Genomic DNA, 17393 nt, shown 5'->3' on the forward strand with positions numbered 1-17393 from the left:
TCAGCCCTCATGTATGTTTATTTTAGATAAATTAGCCATGATTCTATCATTCAATTCTTTCTCTTCCTGCATTTGTTTTTCCAGTTCGGCTTTGAGGGAAGCGAAGCGTTCGGCAAAGTTGAAGTCGTCTTCTTCTTCCGGTAGCCCCACGTAGCGGCCGGGTGTTAAGGCATAGTTTAGTGCTCTGACTTCCTCAATGGTTGCACTTTTGCAAAAGCCCTGAATGTCTTGGTAAGCTCCGCCTTCGACAGGCTCAGGCATCGCTTCGGCCGGCTCAGGCATCGCATTCCAACGATGGTAAGTTTGGGCAATTTTTTGTATGTCGGCATTGCTAAGTTCACGGGTTCTGCGGTTAATCAAATGACCCATATTGCGGGCATCGATAAAAAGGATTTGCCCTTTTCGGTTTTCACTTTTCTTTTTTCGTATAAACCAAAGGCAAGCAGGTATTTGCGTATTCAAAAACAATTTAGTGGGCAGGTTCACAATGCAGTCAATCAAATCGGCATCAACCAGGGCCTTGCGAATTTCGAATTCACCGCCCGCATTGCTGGTTAGCGAGCCTTTGGAAAGCACAAAGCCGGCCCTTCCGTTGGGAGCGAGATGATAGAGGAAGTGCTGTATCCAGGCATAGTTGGCATTGCCTGCCGGAGGAACCCCATACACCCATCGCGGGTCGTTTTTAAGCAATTCGCCACTCCAGTCGCTATCGTTAAAGGGCGGATTGGCAATGATAAAATCGGCTTTAAGGTCTTTGTGGGCATCGTTTAAAAAACTGCCTTCGTTGTTCCATTTCACATTGCTGCTGTCGATGCCACGTATGGCAAGGTTCATTTTGCAGAGCCGCCAGGTGGTTTGGTTGCTTTCCTGTCCGTAAATAGAGATACGGTCTGATGGATTAAGCTGTAATTTTCTTCCGTTGTTTTTTTTGTAATAATCCTGATGGGCTTTAATAAATTTTTCGCTTTGTACAAACATGCCCCCGCTTCCACAGCAAGGGTCAAATACCCTGCCTTCATAAGGTTCGAGCATTTCTACCAAAAGTTTTACTACACTTTCAGGCGTATAGAACTGACCTCCTTTCTTGCCTTCTGCCAGGGCAAATTGCCCCAGGAAGTATTCGTACACTCTGCCCAGAATATCTTTGGCTTGGGCTTCTTTAGTGCCCAGTGTTGCGGTACTAATCAGGTCAATAAGTCCGCCCAGGCTGGTTTTGTCTAATTTTTCCTGTGCATATACTTTGGGCAAAACGCCTTTCAAAGAGGGGTTGTCTTTTTCTATGGCATCCATGGCATCGTCAATGTCTTTGCCAATGGAGGGCAGTTTTGCTCTGCCTTGCAGCCACGACCAACGAGCAGAAGGCGGCACATAAAACACTTTCTCGGCGACATATTCATTTTTGTCTTCGGGGTCGGCTCCTTCATAGTCGCCTTTGCCTTCTTTCAGTTTGTGGTAAAGTTCTTCGAAAGCATCGGAGATGTATTTTAGGAAAATAAGCCCTAAAACCACATGTTTGTATTCGGCTGCATCCATGTTTTTACGGAGCTTGTCAGCCGCTTTCCAGAGTTTTTTCTCCAAGGATTCTTCTGCTATTTCTTTTGCTTTTTTGGCCATTATTGAGATTTTAATTGTTTGCTAAATTAGGTTTTGGTTATTTCTTTTCGTAATCAGAGCTTTGGCAGGAAATAGGGCCGGCTATAGTTGAATCTGGTTTTGCTAAGGGACAAATTAAATATTCTGATACAGTTCAGCATTGAATTATTCGTGTTTTTCTCTAGGCGTCAGTTGTAAGTCGCTTCACAATAAAAAAAATCGAAGTAAAAAATTAAAACACAAATAATATGGCAATGCATGTAGGTTTATTCGTTGTCCGTTTTAAATTTGTCCTAAATATTAGTCACCTGTCAGAATGGTTTATTTTTTTCTTAATTATAAGTTGTCTGTATGTTGTTGTCAGGTCGTCTTTTACAATTGCTGTCAATGGTTTAAAACGGTATAAAGGTCTGCAATTGTTAGGATTTTTAGCATTGAACTTGATTTGAAGCACAAAACTTTTGGCTACCACTGAAATGTAATCGAAGGACGAAACCCCGAATTGCAAATGTGCTTTATTGTACAATTTTTATCATTTTCGAGGTCTCTCATTGGTGAAGAATAAGTCGTAAAGTTCATGCAGTTCAGGCTTTATACTGTCAAACAGTTTTTTTAGTTTCTTTAATATTTATAGATGCCACTTCAGGAAAAATTCTCTTCAAATGTTTTATCTTCTTTATATAGTCTGGATAATAAAATTTCACCTATCTGCCATTAAATTCATTTATTTCAATGAGTGGCCAGAGATATTCATATGCATTCCACGTTGGAGTTTTTCGAACTTTTCTTATAACACTGTCTTTTGGGATGGCAGGATTCACCCTATTTTGAATGTAACCTTCTATTGTAAACCATTCTTTCGGTAAAAATCATATGTGCAAGTTGTTTTTCTACAACTAGTCTGGCACCTTTATTTCTTTTTTCAAGTTCAACTGCTCGAAACAATACATCGCTATTGGGAATCTGCTTGACAAAGTTTTTTAGATCAAATATTGGGTCAATCGTCAACTGTCCATAAACTATCGCACCGCGCAATAAAAGGTTATTTTGAAATAAGATAGAATAGAGATATCCTAAGTGTATAAGTGTCGAGCTTAAAATTGTCCCTGTAATAAAAATTTCACCCCCCCAAAAATATACATTAAAATCGAGCTTAATCTTTCAATGCGCTTTTTGTGACCAGAGACGAAAAGAGCTTGGATTTTTACCTGTTATAGGATAATTCAATTCTTTTAAAATGACATTTATCGATATGAATCTTACCAATTTTTCATAAAAAATTCGTACTCATTAACATCGCTCATAGGGTTGGAAGCTGTTGTGAGTAATCAAGATAGTACATGCCCACTTGGCGAAGCCATTCCCTTTTTGCAATTTATCCGTTACACACGAGATAAAATCCCCACCCACATATTCCTTAAAAACACTGTATGTTTGAGCATCTAAACGAATTTTTGTATGAAAAAACTTTTTTTCGCCATCCTATTCCTATCATATATCGTTCAGGCTCAGATTACTATGACGCCTGACCTGCTCTGGAAACTCGGGCGTGTCAGCCTCGAAGACCTTTCAACCGATGGCCGTACAGCGCTTTATGGAGTTACCTTCTTCGACGTGGACGACAACAAAGGCACCAAACTGATCTATGAAATACCTGCGTCTGGCGGTACGGCTACCCTGCTGGCCGATGACCAGAAGTCCATCTCAGCTGCCGGCTATATCGACCGTCAGCGAATCTGGTACCTGCATTCAGGCCAACTTTATCTGAAAGACGGAAACCGCACCACTCGGCTGACCGATTGCGAGGAGAGCATCCTTTCAGCCAAAGTGGTACGACTGACCAACGGCAATCTTCGGATACTCGCCGTGATGGAAGTACCAAACCCCGCTTACCGCCTCCCTCAGTACAAAACACTGACCAAAGCCAGATTTCGCCTCTACGACGACCTGATGTACCGCCATTGGAACTATTGGGAAGACACTCGTGTACAACACATCTTCTACGCCGACGTACCACTTACAGCGGAAAAGTTGAAGATGAATGCCTTCCGCGACATTCTCGAAGGTGAACCCTTCGACGCCCCTTTAAAGCCTTTCGGCGGCTCCGAACAATACACTACCACTGCCGACGGCCGCTACATCTTCTACACATGTAAAAAAATGACCGGCCGTGAATATGCCGTAAGCACCAATTCGGACATATATCGATATGAGGTAGCCACAGGTCAAACCATCAACCTCACAGAAGGTCAAAAGGGGTATGACATGAATCCAACCCTCTCACCCGACGGACGTCTGCTGGCCTATCTAAGCATGGAAAACGACGGCTACGAAAGCGATGTGCCCCGACTGATGCTTTATGACCTTGCCAACGGAAGTACCCGCCTGGCCATAGACAATACGTATTTGCACGACCTCGTGTGGGAGAGCAGCAGTACACTGCTCGTCACCTACGACGACAGCGCCACCGTACAAATCGGCCGTGTGACCATCGATACCCGACGCAATCGCTTTACCCTTACGCCAGTAACCACCGGTTGGTACAACTATGGCAGCCTTCGCTCAGCCGGAGGCACCCTGCTGGCCACGCGCATGGATATGAACCATGCGCCGGAAGTCTTTCGCATCGACCGCCGGGGTCAGTCCTCTCAACTTACACAGGTCAATACCGGCATCTACAGTGCCATCCGCAAGCCTACCGTCACACGTCGGCTTGTGCCTACCACCGATGGCCGACGAATGCTCGTGTGGGTCATTCTGCCCCCCGACTTTGACGAGTCCAAAAAATATCCCGTACTCCTCTACTGCCAGGGCGGGCCGCAGAGTCCGGTGTCGCAGTTTTACAGCTTTCGGTGGAATTTTCAGGTCATGGCCTCCCAAGGTTATATCGTCGTCGCCCCTAATCGGCGCGGTGTGCCCGGTTTCGGTCGCGAGTGGAACGAAGCCATCTCCCGCGACTGGGGCGGACAAGCCATGCGCGACTACCTCAGCGCCATTGACCATGTGGCTGCTGAGCCTTGGGCCGATGAATCCCGCATGGGTGCCGTAGGTGCCTCGTACGGTGGCTACTCGGTGTACATGCTCGCCGGTCTGCACGAGGGCCGCTTCAAGGCTCTGGTATCGCACTGCGGCCTCTTCCATATGGAGAGCTGGTACGGCACTACCGAAGAACTCTTTTTTGCCGATTGGGATCTCGGTGGCCCCTATTGGCAGCATCCTGTGCCGCGCAGTTACACCGAGTTTTCCCCTCACCTCTACGTCGATCGTTGGACAGCGCCTTTGCTTGTCATTCATGGTGAGCTCGACTTCCGGGTGCCCGTAGAGCAAGGTCTTCAGGCCTTTCAGGCAGCTCGTTTGCGTGGCTTACCGGCGAAGCTACTGTTGTTTCCCGACGAAGGCCACTGGGTACTCAAGCCCCAGAATGCCCTCATCTGGCATTCGGAGTTTTTCCGCTTTCTCGAAACACATCTGAAAAATTAATTCTCCACTGATACACCCATCAGCCTATCTTCGCTCAGCAAATCACAAAATCTATTACTACTATGAGCACACCCTCTGATGCCACCATTGCAAGAAATATTGGCCTCAACAATGGCTACATTTTCGGTGCCCTCTACGGCGGCTACACCCTTGCAGCTTATCTCATTAATCTTGAATGGTTTACCATCACATGGGCAGGTACCGTCCTGTTTGTTGTGGGAATTGTGATGATGATTTTATCGATCAATACCACCAAAAAAGCCCTCGGTGGCTACATCGGCTTTCGCGACTCCTTTATTACAGCTTTTATCACAGCACTGGTCGGCTCGCTCATCAATACAATTATTACCATATTGATTTTCAACATCATAGACAAGTCAGCTGCCCAGACCGTCATCGACATACTTACTGATAAGATGGAGGCTATGATGGAACGCTTCTCTGTACCCCAGGAAAAAATCGACGAGGCCGTAGCCAATCTCGACAAGACCTTTGCACTAGCCACACAGCTTCGCGGCTTTGCCGTAGGACTGGCATTTTACGCAGCCATTTCCGCTGTACTTGCCGCATTTCTCAAAAAAAAGCGACCACTGGAATAAATGCTTATCTTTCAAAATTATTCAAAGTTCCGGAAATAGTTTTTTAACTTCAATTTCCGGGACTTTTTTTTCTCAATATCTTCTCCGGAATTTCAAAGAACAATTCCAACATATTATCCAATAAAAATTTTATTTTTCTTGTTGAAAGTCAACCATGAATTTGTGAAGCAAATTTTTTATATTTTATCTTGCTACAAATTAATTAATTATGATTGAATTGACATCAATATTTATCATTTTAGAATTAAAATAAGTGGTGACAATACAGATAAAATAATTTAGAATGAGCAGTTTTTTTCCTGTTTATTACGAATTAAAAATTGAAAAAAGATAAAAAATTGATATGTTCGGAATTCGTATGGATCAAAGATTCTAATAAAAAATAAAACCCGGCAGACCGGGTTTTATTGATCAAACTTAATTTAAATTTTAAAACTTATGCTCAAAAAACGCTTGTGACTTCGTAGGGATTCGAACCCCAAACCTTCTGATCCGTAGTCAGATGCTCTATCCAGTTGAGCTACGAAGCCATTTTTAATTTTAGGTGTGCAAAAATACTACTCAAAAAGTATTCAACAAGAACTTTTTTCAAAACGATTTCTTAATGTATCTCGGCAGATAGACCGCGGTTCAATAGCTCTGTGCACATCGGCACCAGCTCTTCGTAAGTGCCGTTTTTCACCTCGCATTTTCCTTTCAAATGTGTGATCCAAGCGCATTGTTCTGCTTGCTCGGCTGTGTGTCCGCACACCTGTATAAGCGACTCAATCACCCAATCAAAGGTGTTCACATCGTCGTTGTAAAGCACAATGCTTTTAATGGAGGTGAGCTCTTCGAGTACGAGCGTTTTTGTATCGGTCTGATATTCAAATGCCATAATACTTCAACTCCATTTTTAAATCTACTTACAAAGGTACATAAAAATAGCAACTCCTTCTATAATCGTACTTGCTCAAGCACGGGTAAAAATCCAAGAAAGTGACCCGAGATTTCTTTGAAGCTCTCCGTTAGGTCAGAAAGATAAAAGTGGTATTCGCCTTTGTATTGCGAAGGCGATAGCAGGCCTGTATCCTCAAGTACCTTTTTTAAGTGCTCAGCAACAATTTTTGGAGTATCGAGAATCTGAATAGAGTGGTTAAAAAATGCGCTTACCTCAGGTTGAATGAGCGGATAGTGCGTGCATCCTAATATTAGGCCCTCCATCTTCTCGAAATTTTCGCCTTCCATATAGTGTCGAATGAGCGATTTACTCACTTCAGTGCCATACAATCCCTCTTCGATCATACCGGCTAGTAATGGAGTAGGCTTTGCTTTTACTTCAATGTTTTCACAAGCTTTCAAAAGCTTAGCTGTGTACACTCCACTGTTGATGGTAGCTTTAGTACCAATAATTCCGATTTTTCGAAAGCCATTTTTGCACACGTACTGCACTACCGGATCGATTACATTTACAATGGGCAATCTATCGCCCCAGTGGGCACACAATGGGTCATAAGCTGCAGCAGAGGCTGAATTACAGGCTATTACGAGTATTTTAATACCCTTATTGTAGAGAAATTCGCTGATCTCAAGAGAATACCGAATGATGGCCTCCCTACTCTTTTCACCATATGGCAAGTGTGCTGTATCGCCAAAATAGAGAATGTCTTCATTGGGTAATGCTGCCATTATGGCTTTAGCCACCGTGAGTCCTCCTACTCCACTGTCAAAAATTCCGATGGGCGAATAGCTGTCTCTGAGCACGCTGAGAATGTTTTCACTGCGAAAATACAGCCGAACCAGCCCTCCACTCTACCCAAGAGTCTCGAGTTTCGTGCAACTTACAGAATTCCAATCGTATGCCCTCAGGTAAATATTCTATTAAGCGTGTGATGATCCACTTCAGCATATTTTCAACCGTTGGTGTTTCGTGTAAAACGAGCACTTTCATATCAGTCGGTATGCTATAGCCATTCGAAAATTCGGATTTTTCAATGATTAATGCATGGTCTAGTACATCGATTACTGAAGTTTGTACAACTGCTTTTAAACGCTTTAGATCGATGATCATCCCGCGTTCGGGACCTGAAGTTTGTATTTTACCTGAAACTCCAATTTCCAATACATACGAATGCCCGTGAATATTACGACAGTATCCGGGATAATCGGGCAGAAAATGTGCAGCCTCGAAGTAAAAACGACGGTGTAATGCAATGGAAGAATTCATTTGGCCTTAGGCATAAACAGCTGGCAAATGAATGATGTACAAACTCGCAGAGAAATGACTTTTTACAGCTGTTTCAAGTTTATGTCAAAAGCGTTTTTCAGTACTCTAAGCCGATGGGAGTACTTCTTCAGGTCAGGGCGATAAATGCCATTTTGATCAAGCATATCGATTCTGACCATACCGCTACCGGCATGAATAATTTTTTTACCGGGTAGAACTATACCAACATGAATGATTCTTCCGTCTTCGTCGTCAAAAAAGGCTAAATCGCCGGGCATGGCCTCTTCCACAAAGCTGAGTTGCATGCCTACAGTGGCTTGCTGATAGGAGTCTCTGGGCATGCTGACTCCGGCCATGCGGTAGGAAATCTGCACAAGGCCGGAGCAGTCGATGCCAAAATGGGTACGCCCTCCCCATAGATAGGGAGCATACAAAAAATTAAGAGCCGTATCGACGATAGTAGCTCGAGTTTTCACTCCTTTTACTGTAGGGCCGCTAAACACAAGAGTTTCACCGCCAATCGTAAACTCACCATTTTCAATTTTCGGAATTTTACTTCCCAACAAGATAGAAAAGAAGTGGTTGCTGTTTTTTTTCAGTATCAAATCCACCATGTCGGCGCTATAGCCTGTATAATCGGTGTAATGAACTTGAAAGGTCTCATTGTCGATCAGGCATATTTGTTCAGTTAAAACCCATCCCTGGTAGTCATCGTGTGATAAACGCACTTTGACCCATTCATCATTTTTGGTCTCAAGTATGTGCATCAGCTCCCCAAAGAGTATCTGATTGACCATTTCAGATCGATGGGAAGGTTCCTTTCTCATCGGAATAACTGACAGCAGCGAGATTGCCTTATCAAGCATAGCGATCGACAAGAAGTTTTTTTTTTTTTTTTTAGGCTTTTTACATCAAATTTTCAATGACGATGGCTGATGCCCCTCCCCCACCGTTGCAAATTCCGGCAGCGCCATATCGGGCATTGTTTTGCTTGAGTACATTTATCAGAGTAACGATGATTCGCGCGCCACTACATCCCAGAGGATGCCCCAGCGACACAGCACCACCGTTTACATTAACTCGAGCCGGATCGAGGTTCAAAATCTTTATGTTAGCTAATCCTACGACAGAAAAGGCTTCATTAAGTTCAAAATACTCAACATCTTCGATTTTAAGACCAGCCTTTCCGATGGCTATTGGCAATGCCTTAGCGGGTGCCGTCGTAAACCACTTGGGTTCTTGTGCAGCATCGGCATAGCTAACAATTCGGGCCAGAGGCTTTAGGCCGAGCTCCTGAGCTTTTTCCAAACTCATTAGAATTAGGGCCGCAGCTCCGTCGTTTAGCGTTGATGCATTAGCTGCCGTGATCGTACCATTCTTTTCAAAAACAGGTGGTAGAGTGGGTATTTTATCAAATTTTACGTTTTTGTATTCTTCATCTTCAGCGAAAACAATGGGATCACCCTTGCGCTGAGGAATGGTCACAGGTATTACTTCATCGGCAAATTTACCCGACTCCCATGCTTTTGCACTTCGCTTGTAGGATTCAATAGCGAAGTTGTCTTGATCCTCTCTCGAAAAAGAATATTCTCTTGCGCACAATTCACCACAAGTTCCCATGTGCTGACCGTCGTAGGCATCTAGCAAACCATCGCGAAGCATTCCGTCGACCAATTTTAAGTCTCCCAACTTTTGACCGGTTCGACCTGTAGCCAAATAATGAGGTACCATGCTCATATTCTCCATACCGCCGGCCACTACCACTTCATTATCGCCCGTTTTGATCGACTGGGCAGCCATCATCACTGCCTTCATGCCTGAAGAACACACTTTATTTACAGTGGTACAAGGCACTTCGGGCGATAAGCCACCTTTCAGAGCAGCCTGGCGCGCAGGTGCTTGCCCCAAATTGGCCTGTAATACGCAGCCCATCAATACTTCATTTACCAGTGACGGATCGAGTTGAATTTTGGATAGTGCTCCACGGATAGCCACTGCTCCAAGCTCCGGAGCAGGTACTGTACTAAGGGAGCCGCCAAAAGAACCTATAGGAGTACGAACTGCTGAAACAATAACAACATCTTTCATTTCTGATAAAAATTAAATTGCGCGCAAGTTATATATTAGATGTGTTTCAAAATTTTTAGGGTTGAACGCCTATTAAAAAAATTGCAGGTACTTTTTCAAGTGTAACGAGATTTTCTTTAGCCCAATCGGAAATTCTTAAAGTTTTAATAAACTGCGCTGGACCCGTTAAATCTGAAGCCACACAGAGAAAAGTATCAGGCCGAAGGGTTTGAAGGCATTCTTCAACTAGTTTAGTGTTTCTGTAAGGCGTTTCAATAAAAATAAAAGTTGTTTTGTCTTTTAATGAACGGGCTTCGAGCTCTTTAATTTTTCTCCTTCTTTCGTGTTTTTCTACAGGCAAATACCCCACAAAGGCGTAATTCTGACCATTGAGTCCCGATGCCATCAGCGCTAGAAGTAGCGAAGAGGGCCCCACCAAAGGTACTACCTCAATGTTTCTTCTGTGGGCTTCCATCACGAGCAAACTGCCGGGATCAGCTACAGCCGGGCAGCCAGCTTCGCTTAGCAGTCCCACATTTTCGCCAACTTTACATTTATCCAGAAAGGAAAAAAAATCGCTCTCCGTCCTGTGCTTGTCGATTTGTACCACTTCAATGGAACTCTGCTGAATATAGGGGACTACTTTTTTTAGAAAAGCGCGGGCTGATTTGGCATTTTCAGCAAGGTAAAATTTCGTGTTTTCAATCACTTTTTTGGTGCCCAAAGGGATGACTTCCAATGGATTGATTTCAGAAATCAAAGAAGGTATCAAATACAATTTACCCATTTTGGGCGGACTGTTTTTTGACGAAATACTTTTGAATAATGGCATCGCAAGCTATATCGACTAATTTAAATACTGACTCAAAGTCGTTCTCCGTTCCATAATAGGGATCAGGAACTTCCAACATCTGGCCTGGAAAAGCTTCTTCAGTCATCATTTTTACCTTTCTTAAGTGCTCAGGCGTTTGAGCCATCGAATACAAAGCATCGTAAATCGATCTGTCAGCAGCATAAATAAGGTCGAAGTGTTCGAAGTCTTCCGGTCGAAACTGTCTGGCGCGTTGGTCAGAGAGGTCAATACCGTGTTTTCGGGCATTTTTCATCGTACGCGGGTCTGGCTTTTCGCCAATGTGATACGACGAAATTCCCGCCGAATCTACTACAACATCTTCTACGCCTAGAGCTTTAAGTTTACTTTTTAAAATGCCCTCAGCTAAGGGCGAACGACAAATATTTCCAAGACAAACCATTAATATTTTCATGCAATCCCCTTCCTTAGTTCTTCGCTCATTTGGTGAACGGCAGCTTTAAGCTGTTCTTTGTAGGCAATAACCTTCGCCAGAATTGACGGGTCAGATTGTCCAAGGATTTGAGCTGCCAAAATTCCTGCGTTTTTAGCACCATTTAGGGCTACTGTGGCTACTGGCACACCAGTAGGCATCTGTAGGATAGAAAGCACTGAGTCCCAACCATCGATGCTGTTTGATGATTTCACAGGTACGCCCACCACAGGCAGTGGCGTGATGCTCGCTACCATACCTGGCAAATGAGCTGCTCCACCGGCACCTGCTATTATTACTCGAATGCCTCTCAAGTGGGCATTCTTTGCATATTCAAACATTTTATCGGGTGTACGATGTGCTGAAACCACATCCAATTCATAGGCAATTCCAAACTCTTTCAACACATCAGCAGCCCCTTGCATCACTTGTAAATCGCTTTTCGAACCCATGATGATGCCTACGAGCGGAGCATGTGTCATTTTATTCGATTAATAAGTTTTTTATTCTCTGATTTTTTTTCTTGAAGAGCCACCACTTCAAGCGCGTTTTTATCGACCACAGCCGTAAACTCCAGTCCTGCACTGTAGAGGCGAATGCTCACCATGTTTTTGTTTACCTGAATTACCTCGCCTTCATGCGACACCAGTGGTCCCTCGATGATCTTTGCCTTAGCTCCTACAGGTATCTCTTTTACTTCGATTACAGCATGCTGAAATTCAGCGAGAAAAGATTTAAGGCGATCCATTTCCACATCGCGCACAATTGCAGGCTTTTTAAGCCAATACACAAAATTGAGAACACCAGGTGTCTGCAGTACTTGGATGCGTTCATTCTCTTCCACGCGCACAAATACATAGGATCGTATTATTACCTCATCTACGTATTTTCGCCTATCGCTCCATTGTTTGAGCACTCTGCGAATCGGACAGTAATTTTCGATACTTTGTCGGGTGAGCAAATCGGCGACCTTCTTCTCATTTCTGGGTTTTGTGTAAACGATCATCCATTGCTTACCCATAAAAAGTGTTTTACGTTGTTTAGCTTGCAAAGTAAAAACGCTCTGATATAAAGCCGATCATGATGTGAAAAAATTATTTCAAAATTTTTGTACTATGTATAGCATAGTACATTCTTTTATTTATATCTTTGTTTAATAAACATCATCTGTAAAGTGAATGAATTAAAGGAGCAAGTCAACGCACAAATGCGCAAAGGCGTTCTTGAACTCTGTGTATTAGCTATTCTAAATCAAAGCGATGCATATTCAAATGATATAATTGAGGCATTAAAAAAGCACGAAATTATCCTGGTAGAAGGCACGTTATATCCCCTACTTACGCGCATGAAAAACCAGGGACATCTCACCTATCGATGGGAAGAAAGCAACCAAGGCCCACCGCGTAAATACTATTCGATTACTCAAGCGGGAAAAGAATATTTCAATACATTAAGAACCATATGGATTGATTTTTCTTCTTCTATCAACAAACTTTTGCAACAATGAAAAAAGCAATATCAGTACAGGTAGCCCGTGTACCATTTACTATGAGCTCAGAAGCTTTTGAAACTCTGGCGTTGTATTTAGAAAATATCAAGAAAGTCATTCATCCTGATTATCGGGAAGAAACGCTGAATGATATTGAATTGAGAATTGCAGAGTTGTTAAATCAAAAAAAGCAAAATAATCATATCATTGAAAAAGAACTCATTGACGAAATTGTACAAATTATAGGAAAACCAGAAGAATTTTTAGATCATAAAGAAACCTCAAATACCTCTTCAGAACTTTATAAATTTGATAAGAAACTTTTTAGAGATCCCGACAATAACATTTTGGGAGGAGTTGCTGCCGGATTCTCTCATTATTTTTCTGTTCATAAAATCGTTTTTAGGCTTTTTTTCATAGTTCTAACTTTTTATCAAGGTATTGGGATTTTATTATACCTTTTCTTTTGGGTTATTTTACCAAAAGCAAAAACATATGTAGAAAAAATGATTATGAAGGGCGAGGAGATTCCATCTCAATATTTAGATCAAGTAATAATTGACAAATACAATTCCAAAAAATTTTTAGATTCGAGAGCTTTACATAACAAATTATTTGAAAAATTACTTGATTTTATAGGAAGTATTTTGATTTATACCAAAAATTTTTTGGTAAATTTACTTTCCCGTAGCTCACTGGCAATTTTGTCTATTGCAATTATATTGTTTTTAATAATTACCTTTTTAGCTAGTTATGAAATTCTAACAGATAGCATAACAATCAATAATGTTAAAATTACAAAGGAAAATGCATTAAACTATATTTTATTAATCTTCCCTTCTACCCTTTATGCAGGTTTATTTTTTATAAGTATTATTACTTTAATTGTAAGTCTATTAGCTGTATTGAAAATAGGATATAGAAATTTGACTAAGAAGAATGGTATAAAACGGGCTAAAAGTCTTTATCTTGCACTTTTAGCATTATTACTTTCTTTTGTTATAACAAGAGTTTTAATATATTTTATTGAAAAAAATTTTTCTGTGCAAACTTCTTTTATACTTCAATCGGATAATTTTTCAATATCAGAAGGTGAAATTTTACATGTTGTACCAAATAATATATTCGCATTTGATGTTCTTCCTATTGTATTAAAAGGAGATTCAGTATATTCATCAAATATTGATTTTGTTTTTATTAAAAGTCAAACAGATAAAGCGATGTTTACTGTAAAAGCTGAAGCTAAAGGAGCGAATGAATTGGAGGCTTTTAAAAACATTCAAGGCGTCAGATATCAAGTATATAAAGAAGGCAATAGAATAAATGTTTTTTCCTATTTTTCATATCCAAAATACATTGGATTTAGAGATCAAAAAATAATTATTGAAATTCACCTTCCTGTAAATCAAATAATATATTTACCCGAAAATTTCTCAGGTCATTATGATGTTTTTGAAGATGAAGAATCAGAAGACTTATTACCAGGATATTATAAAATGACAGAAGAAGGACTAATTAAATTATAGAGTTCCTTACCAACATATGTTCTGAAAGTGTGAATTTCTATATTTGTCAAAAATCTCAAATGTGAGAAAATTTTTTATTTTTTTAATTATATTTCTACATTCCATATTTATTTATTCCAATCCAAAGCCTTTATTTAAAACATTTGGCCCTACTATTACCAAAGGAAGTGGAATAAACTGGCAAGTAACCCAAACTAAAGAAGGATTAATAATTGTTGCATCTTCAGCAGGAGTTAAAATCTTTGACGGTTACAACTGGGAAATTGTAAAAAACAGGCTCAACTCAGAAGTATATTCAATACATTACAATCCTGAAGATTGCAATATCTATGTAGGGGGATTAGAAGACTTCGGTTATATTGAGCTTGACAATTCAAATAAATGGACATATATCTCCTTATTCAATCTTTTACCGCTCTCCCAAACTTCATTCGGAAAAATATGGCAAACGATTATTACTGAAAATGTTTACTTTATAAGTGAAAAATTTATTTTTGAATACGATCAAATGAAAATCACTATTCATCAACCTGAGAACAATACATTTTACAAAGCTTTTGTGTATAAAAATACTTTTTTCGTTCAGGAGGAAGGTGTGGGCCTTTTTGCAATCGTTGGTGGAAAGAAAAAATTCATAAAAAACAGTAATATTTTTAACGACAAATTAATTGAATTTATACTTCCAACAACACAAGGTGCTAAAGTTTTTTTTAGCGATGGTGTAGTTGCACAATGCAAAATAGAAAACAATGAAGTAAAAGACGTAATATTTGAAAGCAATCAGGTTTCAAAATACATTAAAAATGGTTCTCTTAGAAAAATTCTTCATCTGTTTGACGGAAATTATGCATTTGCATTGGGAAATGCAGGTGTTGTCATTACAGATTCCTCTTTTCACATCAAATGCATTTATAACCAAGAAAATAAAATAATAAATGAGTTTGTAAACGATATATATGAAGATTATTTTGGAAATCTTTGGACAGCGGAAGAATATTTAATCCGATTTATCAATTATGGATCACCCTACAGTATTTATACAAACTCAGATGGCATATTTGGCGTAATACATTCATTTGTTGATCTCAAAAATGCAGTTTACTTATCGGATCAATACAACATTTATATTTTTGAAAACAGCGAACTAAAAAAAATTCATCAAATAAACGAGATTATCCGAAAAATTTATAAAATAGATGAAAATTCATTCTTTGTATTAACAAATAAGGCTATTTATATATTTGAAAAACAAAAGTTCACTAAGTTGTTTGAATTTTCCGAGGGAAAAAACATTTTCACCTTCGATAATGCCAACAAAATTTTTGGAGTTTATAATAATCATTTAATTTTAATTTTTTCGATAAAATTCTCAAAAGTTTCTTTTGAATTTCTGAAAACCTTAGACCAGGTAGAAATAAGTGACATTGTAGTCGATACAAATAAAAGGATATGGTTTTCTACTACATCAAGTGGAGTAGGATTTTTATTTGAGGGAAAAATAAAATTTTATGATACAAAATCAGGATTACCTTCCTACTTCAATAATCGAATAGTATATGTAAACAATCAGATATATATACTGACTCAAGAAGGTATTTTTAAACCAGATAAATACTTAAATAATTTAAGAAGAACTTCGGACTTCGGCGATTATATTTCAAAACAATTCGTAACAAATATAAATCCTTCAAAATTTGGATTATTTATTAAATTAACAAACGAAAAAAATCAAAATGAATTTTACTTAATTAATTCGTCTCTCACAATAGATAGTGATTTTAATAAAATTTTTAAATACTTGCCGGAGAGAGGATTTGCCGGATGGCATTTAACACATGACGATAAACTTTTGATTTCTTTTATTGAAGGACTTTATGTACTTGATTTAAATAAATCCCATAGACTGTATCAACCGCTTGAGATTACCGTTCAACAAATGTTGTACAATCAAAAAGGATACTACGATGAAAAACGAAATAGAATAGTACTAAATTACGATTATGGTCCTTTGCAAATATTTATCACGTCTCCTTATTACGAGGGTCAAGATAAGATTACATATTTCTATCGAATAAAGAATGGCAACAACGAATGGCAAGAATTAAAAAATAGCAATATTATTGTGATACCGCAATTACATTTTGGTAATTACGAAATTCAAATTTATGCACGCAACATTTATGGAATTAATAGTGAAATAAAATCTATACCTATACATGTCAAAACACCCTGGTATTTAAATCTTTATTTTATTATTTTCTTAGTTATTTTAATTGTAATTATACTTTTATATATCCAAAAACTTAGAGAAAGTTATCTTGCAAAAAAGAACAAAGAACTCGAAGAATTAATACAACTCAGAACGAAGGAATTAATCGATGAAAAGAAGGAACTTGAGCGTTCAAAGGAAGAATTATATGAATTATCAAAACAGCGCAATCAATTGCTCGGTGTATATGCTCATGACCTAAAAAATCCTCTAAGTGCAATAGATGGCATAAAAGAGTTGATGGAGGTAACTATTTCTACTACCGATCTCGATGAAAGTATAAAGAAGGAGTTGATGGAATACCTGTCGATGATTAAGAGCTCTACGACTCAGATGATGAGCATCATCCAAGACATTTTAAGCAGCGTTCGTCAAGACTCATTTAAACAAAAAATTGACAAAAAAATCGTAGATATCATTGAAATATTGAGTGAGCATTACTCTTTAATGAACAATTATGCTCGTCAAAAAAATATTCAAATTCACTTTCAACCTAAAGGCAAATATTTGGTAAATGTGGATGAAAGAAAAATAGGAGAAGTTTTTCAAAATTTGCTTTCGAATGCAATTAAATATAGCAATGAAAATTCCACTGTTGAAATAGGTATCAACACTGAGATTAGAAACGGTAAAGAATTCGTAAAAATTAGTATCAAAGATCAGGGACCTGGCTTTACTGAAGAAGATAAGAAAAAAATGTTTGGGCTTTTTCAACGTCTCTCTGCTAAGCCCACAAAAGGAGAAAGTTCTACGGGTTTAGGTTTATATATTGTAAAAAATTATACGGAACTAAATGATGGATTTGTAGAGCTCGAAAGCACTTACGGCGAAGGATCTACCTTTCATATTTACTTACCTCTGGTAGAAAAAATTGTTTAAGT

At 39.5% G+C, this 17393-nt stretch carries 15 protein-coding genes and 1 tRNA gene; 5 read left to right on the forward strand and 11 right to left on the reverse strand.

What is annotated here, in order from left to right:
* Nucleotides 1-1614 carry a type I restriction-modification system subunit M gene (locus ACK4EX_RS09155; RefSeq protein ID WP_409772037.1) on the reverse strand — a complete coding sequence of 538 codons (1614 nt, stop codon included), beginning with the start codon at nucleotides 1612-1614 and terminating at the stop codon, nucleotides 1-3.
* Nucleotides 1615-3051: 1437 nt separating this feature from the next.
* On the opposite strand from ACK4EX_RS09155, the gene ACK4EX_RS09160 reads away from it, so the two are divergent.
* The gene (locus ACK4EX_RS09160) at nucleotides 3052-5073 is read left to right on the forward strand and encodes a S9 family peptidase (protein ID WP_409772039.1); all 2022 of its coding nucleotides are present in this window, start codon (nucleotides 3052-3054) and stop codon (nucleotides 5071-5073) included.
* Between the two features lie 62 nt (nucleotides 5074-5135).
* The gene (locus tag ACK4EX_RS09165) at nucleotides 5136-5672 is read left to right on the forward strand and encodes a DUF4199 domain-containing protein (protein ID WP_409772041.1); all 537 of its coding nucleotides are present in this window, start codon (nucleotides 5136-5138) and stop codon (nucleotides 5670-5672) included.
* A gap of 456 nt (nucleotides 5673-6128) precedes the next feature.
* On the opposite strand, the gene ACK4EX_RS09170 is transcribed toward ACK4EX_RS09165, so the two are convergent.
* The 10 genes from ACK4EX_RS09170 to ACK4EX_RS09215 form a co-directional block, all read right to left on the reverse strand.
* Nucleotides 6129-6202, reverse strand: a tRNA-Arg gene (locus ACK4EX_RS09170).
* A gap of 71 nt (nucleotides 6203-6273) precedes the next feature.
* A complete protein-coding gene (locus ACK4EX_RS09175; RefSeq protein ID WP_409772044.1) occupies nucleotides 6274-6549 on the reverse strand; it encodes an ATP-dependent Clp protease adaptor ClpS in 276 nt (91 codons plus the stop codon).
* A 59-nt stretch (nucleotides 6550-6608) separates the two neighbouring features.
* Nucleotides 6609-7415: a glutamate racemase gene (murI, locus tag ACK4EX_RS09180; protein WP_409772046.1), complete on the reverse strand. Its 807-nt coding sequence runs from the start codon at nucleotides 7413-7415 to the stop codon at nucleotides 6609-6611.
* Between the two features lie 13 nt (nucleotides 7416-7428).
* On the reverse strand, nucleotides 7429-7878 hold the full coding sequence (locus ACK4EX_RS09185; RefSeq protein WP_409772049.1) for a 6-pyruvoyl trahydropterin synthase family protein: 450 nt from the start codon (nucleotides 7876-7878) through the stop codon (nucleotides 7429-7431).
* 62 nt (nucleotides 7879-7940) lie between these two features.
* Entirely contained in the window at nucleotides 7941-8744 is an 804-nt protein-coding gene (locus ACK4EX_RS09190; RefSeq protein WP_409772051.1) for an NlpC/P60 family protein, read from the reverse strand.
* Nucleotides 8745-8784: 40 nt separating this feature from the next.
* Entirely contained in the window at nucleotides 8785-9966 is a 1182-nt protein-coding gene (locus tag ACK4EX_RS09195; RefSeq protein WP_409772053.1) for an acetyl-CoA C-acyltransferase, read from the reverse strand.
* 55 nt (nucleotides 9967-10021) lie between these two features.
* The gene (locus ACK4EX_RS09200) at nucleotides 10022-10732 is read right to left on the reverse strand and encodes an SAM-dependent methyltransferase (protein WP_409772054.1); all 711 of its coding nucleotides are present in this window, start codon (nucleotides 10730-10732) and stop codon (nucleotides 10022-10024) included.
* Entirely contained in the window at nucleotides 10725-11210 is a 486-nt protein-coding gene (locus tag ACK4EX_RS09205) for a low molecular weight protein-tyrosine-phosphatase (protein WP_409772056.1), read from the reverse strand. Before ACK4EX_RS09205 ends, ACK4EX_RS09200 begins: the two co-directional genes overlap by 8 nt.
* Complete coding sequence (gene purE / locus ACK4EX_RS09210; protein WP_409772059.1) at nucleotides 11207-11710, reverse strand: 5-(carboxyamino)imidazole ribonucleotide mutase; 504 nt, start codon at nucleotides 11708-11710, stop codon at nucleotides 11207-11209. Before purE ends, ACK4EX_RS09205 begins: the two co-directional genes overlap by 4 nt.
* Entirely contained in the window at nucleotides 11707-12249 is a 543-nt protein-coding gene (locus ACK4EX_RS09215) for a UpxY family transcription antiterminator (protein WP_409772061.1), read from the reverse strand. Before ACK4EX_RS09215 ends, purE begins: the two co-directional genes overlap by 4 nt.
* A gap of 153 nt (nucleotides 12250-12402) precedes the next feature.
* On the opposite strand from ACK4EX_RS09215, the gene ACK4EX_RS09220 reads away from it, so the two are divergent.
* The 3 genes from ACK4EX_RS09220 to ACK4EX_RS09230 all read left to right on the forward strand — a co-directional run bounded on the left by ACK4EX_RS09220 (nucleotide 12403) and on the right by ACK4EX_RS09230 (nucleotide 17391).
* Nucleotides 12403-12735 (forward strand): PadR family transcriptional regulator, encoded by a 333-nt coding sequence (locus tag ACK4EX_RS09220; protein ID WP_409772063.1) that lies wholly within the window; start codon nucleotides 12403-12405, stop codon nucleotides 12733-12735.
* Nucleotides 12732-14243 (forward strand): PspC domain-containing protein, encoded by a 1512-nt coding sequence (locus tag ACK4EX_RS09225; RefSeq protein WP_409772065.1) that lies wholly within the window; start codon nucleotides 12732-12734, stop codon nucleotides 14241-14243. The genes ACK4EX_RS09220 and ACK4EX_RS09225 overlap by 4 nt, the downstream gene beginning before the upstream one ends.
* Nucleotides 14244-14304: 61 nt before the next feature.
* A complete protein-coding gene (locus tag ACK4EX_RS09230) occupies nucleotides 14305-17391 on the forward strand; it encodes an ATP-binding protein (protein WP_409772067.1) in 3087 nt (1028 codons plus the stop codon).
* The last annotated feature ends 2 nt before the right edge of the window (nucleotides 17392-17393 follow it).

The organism is Thermaurantimonas sp. (assembly GCF_046299575.1).
Taxonomy (GTDB): Bacteria; Bacteroidota; Bacteroidia; order Flavobacteriales; family Schleiferiaceae; genus Thermaurantimonas.

Excerpts from the sequence above, each read along its gene's own strand:
- ACK4EX_RS09175 (WP_409772044.1), bottom strand. The coding sequence starts at position 6,549 with ATGGCATTTGAATATCAGACCGATACAAAAACGCTCGTACTCGAAGAG.
- ACK4EX_RS09205 (WP_409772056.1), bottom strand. The coding sequence starts at position 11,210 with ATGAAAATATTAATGGTTTGTCTTGGAAATATTTGTCGTTCGCCCTTA.
- ACK4EX_RS09200 (WP_409772054.1), bottom strand. The coding sequence starts at position 10,732 with ATGGGTAAATTGTATTTGATACCTTCTTTGATTTCTGAAATCAATCCA.
- ACK4EX_RS09165 (WP_409772041.1), top strand. The coding sequence starts at position 5,136 with ATGAGCACACCCTCTGATGCCACCATTGCAAGAAATATTGGCCTCAAC.
- ACK4EX_RS09160 (WP_409772039.1), top strand. The coding sequence starts at position 3,052 with ATGAAAAAACTTTTTTTCGCCATCCTATTCCTATCATATATCGTTCAG.
- ACK4EX_RS09225 (WP_409772065.1), top strand. The coding sequence starts at position 12,732 with ATGAAAAAAGCAATATCAGTACAGGTAGCCCGTGTACCATTTACTATG.
- ACK4EX_RS09195 (WP_409772053.1), bottom strand. The coding sequence starts at position 9,966 with ATGAAAGATGTTGTTATTGTTTCAGCAGTTCGTACTCCTATAGGTTCT.
- ACK4EX_RS09155 (WP_409772037.1), bottom strand. The coding sequence starts at position 1,614 with ATGGCCAAAAAAGCAAAAGAAATAGCAGAAGAATCCTTGGAGAAAAAA.
- purE (WP_409772059.1), bottom strand. The coding sequence starts at position 11,710 with ATGACACATGCTCCGCTCGTAGGCATCATCATGGGTTCGAAAAGCGAT.
- ACK4EX_RS09190 (WP_409772051.1), bottom strand. The coding sequence starts at position 8,744 with ATGCTTGATAAGGCAATCTCGCTGCTGTCAGTTATTCCGATGAGAAAG.
- ACK4EX_RS09215 (WP_409772061.1), bottom strand. The coding sequence starts at position 12,249 with ATGGGTAAGCAATGGATGATCGTTTACACAAAACCCAGAAATGAGAAG.
- ACK4EX_RS09185 (WP_409772049.1), bottom strand. The coding sequence starts at position 7,878 with ATGAATTCTTCCATTGCATTACACCGTCGTTTTTACTTCGAGGCTGCA.